The organism is candidate division TA06 bacterium (genome assembly GCA_016208585.1).
Taxonomy (GTDB): Bacteria; Edwardsbacteria; AC1; order AC1; family EtOH8; genus UBA5202.
In genome coordinates this window covers 1-3,492 of record JACQXR010000096.1, presented here as the reverse complement: position 1 = coordinate 3,492, position 3,492 = coordinate 1, and the positions used below count along the sequence as shown (strand labels likewise).

Here is a 3,492-nt window from a genome sequence, read left to right as displayed (position 1 = left end):
TTTTCTGGTTATACCCGCAAAACTTTCCAAGAAGGGCAGCCGTAATATCCTGCACCTGCCGAAAGATTATCATTACCGCCGGGAGTTTGAGCAGGTTCATAAAATGCTCAACCGGAAAATCTACAATTTGGATCGTTTTTTTTTTTTTTTCTAAAATAAGGAAGCAGTATTTACAATGCTTTGGGAGGTTTTTTGTTGCATATTGCGCATTTTTGAGGTTTAATCAAAATACCCAGATTTATCAAGGGGTTATAACACTTTTTACCACAGAAACCTTTAATATTAGTTTCCTGTTCCGTATTTTCCTGTTTCGGTAATTCCGTGCCTGGACGCCGTAGTGGTAAGGTTGCGTTATCTTTCCGGTTCGTGTTATTTCGTGGGCAAAGAGGTGGCCCTTCCCGCTAAAAACGCGAATCATCGCGAAAATATTTACTTTAACCATTCCCCACTAAAGACACGAAAACAACACTACACTAAAATATATTTTGCGTAATTTCGTGCCATTTCGTAGGCAGGGTTGCAGTCCTTCTTAACCAAGCAACCGCTGCTCGCCCTGCAGTTGCCGGATGTCCTCCACATTCCTGGTGCCTTCCAGGCAACCCAGGTATTTGTCGTTCTCGTCGTGCAGGGCAAAAAACTCTATCAGCGTCATCTGCTTCTGGCCGCCGGAGCCCGGCGGAAGCTGGATCCAGAACCGGACACTGTCTCGCTTCTTCTCCATCATGTCATTGACGATCTGCGCCACCTTGCCCAGGCGTTCCGTAAAGTAGCCCAGCATTCCGCCCAGGATCAATGTCATCACTCCGATGGGAACCAGGCTGAACGGTTCTTTGGCGCCGATCAAAATGCCGGAGGGAAGCAGGACCAGGAAAGAAACTAGCATTCCCTTAAGGGCGGGGTTGATCTTCCAGTCAACCGAAGCGGTAAGCATCCCGGAGACCAGCCATAAGCTGAGGGCCGAGAGGTTGGCGTCCCAGCTTAATTTTTGCAGGAGCATGGGGATCAGGTCTATGATCCCGGCCGCCAGGCCCAGGGCCAGGCCGATGAAGATCCGTTTTTTCATGATAGTTAACCTACTGCGGGTTAAAAATGCGGTCAATTTGCCATACGCCAGTTCTCTCAATCCTCATGGCTGTGGCGGTGGTGGATGTCCGGGTTATGCGGGTGCTGGTGAGCGACAGGGTCGTGCTGGTGCGGGTGTGAATGCTTTTGGGCACCGCCGCCTTCAGGATGCCGGTGGGCATGGTGGCCGTCAAGGTGATCGTGAAAATGATCGTGCTCGAATTCAAAGTGGGTATGCAGGTGCAAGTGCTTTTCGGTGAACAGTAAAAATGCGCCGGCAACGATGAATGGCAGAGCTACCAAAAACAGCGCATTGGGCAGTTCGCGGAAGATCAAAAAAGAAAGGACCGAGCCAATGAAAGGGGCGGCGGCAAAATAGGCGCTGGTGCGGGCGGTGCCCAGTTCCCGTAGGGAAAAGATAAAGAAGACGATGCTTAAGCCGTAGCAGACCAGGCCCAAAACGCAGGCCAGCAGGACTTTTGCCAGACCGGGAAAGGAATTTCCCATCAACAAAGCCAAAGCCAGGCTGATGGCGCCGGCCGCAATGCCTTTTACGATCACGATGACGATCGGGTCTTTGGCCGAAGTGTTCCTGGTGAAATTATTGTCCAGGCCCCACAAAACGCAGGCCGCCACCACGCCCATGGCCCCCAGCGAGAAGCCCCATCGGTCCGACAAGTCGACCGACAGCAGAATAACCGCAATGGTCACCAATATAACGGCCAGCCAGATCCTTTTGCTGACGGCTTCCCGGAAGGCCAGGGAGGCGATGAGGGCGGTGGCCACGCCTTCGAAATTGAGGATCAGCGAAGCGGTGGCTGCGGGGGTGTGCTTTAAGCTGAACAGCAGGACGATGGGGGCGGCGATGCCGCCCGATACCGTCGCCCCGGCCAGCCAGGGCAAGTCTGCCCGGCCCAATTTGGCTTCCCGGCTTAAGTCCTTTTGCCCGAGGCCCAGGGTCAATTTATAAAATAATAAACCCAGACCGCTGCCCATGTAAAGGAACGAAGCCAATAGAACGGGGTGGATGTCGGTTAATAATAGTTTGGCCAAAGGGGCACTGGCCCCGAACAAGGAAGCGGCCACCAAGGCGTATAATATGGATATTTTCTTGCTGTACATGGTTTCATTCCAGGGTTGGTGCGTCTGTCCGGCGGTCTGAATGTCATTCTACCACGAACGTCAATCTTATTGCCCCGGGCTTTACGAAATTAAAGGTCCTGATCCGTAATCTCCCGATCTCGGGGGTGTTCTTGGCATGGATCCCGCTGCAGGGGGTGACCACGTCTTCTCCGAGGCTGACCAGCCGTATTTTACCGGCGCCTTCCGGCAGGCGGTGCAGGGAGCACAAACGGGAAGCTTCTTCCAGGCGCACTTCTTTGAAGGTGACTTCGCGGTTCTGGGCGATGATCTGATTGGCCCTAGTTTCGGCTTGTTCGATAATCTCTTCCATGGGCAGGGCGCTTTCAACCGCAAAATCGCAGCGGACCTTGGTGCCCTTGAACAAAGATAAGAAAACGGCGGTCAGTATGTGTTCAGCCGAATGCTACCGGGGGTCGGTAGCGCTCATAGAATTTTGATTTGCAACCGTAATTTTGTAAACGTTAAGATCATAAAACCAGGATTTCTGTAGGGACATGGCGTACAGCCTACGTAGCCCTGGGTGATAATATTTACATACTTCGGCCTGCCTGCGCGTAGCCGCTTCGGCATAGGCAGGCGTAGTGAGCCGCCATGTCCCTATGGTTGGGGCAATTCATGAATTGCCCTTACGGTTCCAGGGTCTTGGTCATTATTACGCTGTGGTAATTGGTAACATCCCATTTCACCCGGTCCACCACCTTAAAGCCCCAGCGTTGGTACAAATCAATCAATTGTGTTGCCATTTCGGCGGTATCCAGGGCCAGGGTCCTCACTCCTTTTGCCCGGCAATGGTCCTCGATGGTTTGGTACAACCGCTTTCCCAAGCCAGAGCCCTGCAGATCAGGATCCACGGCATACTGGCCGAAGTGGCAAACGCCTGTCTGGCGGTAGAGGGGAACTTCGGAATCTTCATGAGGCCCGTATACGGTGATGGTGCCGACGATGGCGTTGTCCTTAAGGGCCAGGAAAGAAGCGCCCGAGGTAAGGCGGTCTTCGGTAGTCTTGTCATCCTGGTGGGAGGCGAGGTAGGTCATGCCCTGCCCGGCCATTTTGGCATAAGCTTTGTGCAGGAGCTGGGTGATCTTCGGGATGGAGTCGGTGGGTTGGTATGGGCGGATGAGGATGCTTTTTTCCATATAACATTTGCGGGTCTTCTCCAATGAGTGTGGGTGATTTTAGGTGATTTTGGGCTACTTACAGGGGAGGAAGCGTGCAGGTCAGTACCTTCAACCGTAAGTATTCCTCGTCTCTCAAACCATACGCCCTGCGCTGAATAACCCTGATCTT

General features: G+C 52.8%; 4 protein-coding genes. All 4 read right to left on the bottom strand.

Going from position 1 to position 3,492, the window contains the following annotated elements; translation table 11 throughout:
• Positions 1-529 precede the first annotated feature (529 nt).
• Positions 530-1,063, bottom strand: a complete 534-nt coding sequence (locus tag HY768_07350) for a hypothetical protein (GenBank protein MBI4727024.1) — start codon at positions 1,061-1,063, stop codon at positions 530-532.
• 56 nt (positions 1,064-1,119) lie between these two features.
• Entirely contained in the window at positions 1,120-2,184 is a 1,065-nt protein-coding gene (locus HY768_07345; protein MBI4727023.1) for an EamA family transporter, read from the bottom strand.
• Between the two features lie 43 nt (positions 2,185-2,227).
• The gene (locus HY768_07340; GenBank protein MBI4727022.1) at positions 2,228-2,569 is read right to left on the bottom strand and encodes a hypothetical protein; all 342 of its coding nucleotides are present in this window, start codon (positions 2,567-2,569) and stop codon (positions 2,228-2,230) included.
• Between the two features lie 262 nt (positions 2,570-2,831).
• A complete protein-coding gene (locus tag HY768_07335) occupies positions 2,832-3,341 on the bottom strand; it encodes a GNAT family N-acetyltransferase (GenBank protein ID MBI4727021.1) in 510 nt (169 codons plus the stop codon).
• Between the last annotated feature and the right edge of the window lie 151 nt (positions 3,342-3,492).

Excerpts from the sequence above, each read along its gene's own strand:
- HY768_07350 (MBI4727024.1), bottom strand. The coding sequence starts at position 1,063 with ATGAAAAAACGGATCTTCATCGGCCTGGCCCTGGGCCTGGCGGCCGGG.
- HY768_07345 (MBI4727023.1), bottom strand. The coding sequence starts at position 2,184 with ATGTACAGCAAGAAAATATCCATATTATACGCCTTGGTGGCCGCTTCC.
- HY768_07335 (MBI4727021.1), bottom strand. The coding sequence starts at position 3,341 with ATGGAAAAAAGCATCCTCATCCGCCCATACCAACCCACCGACTCCATC.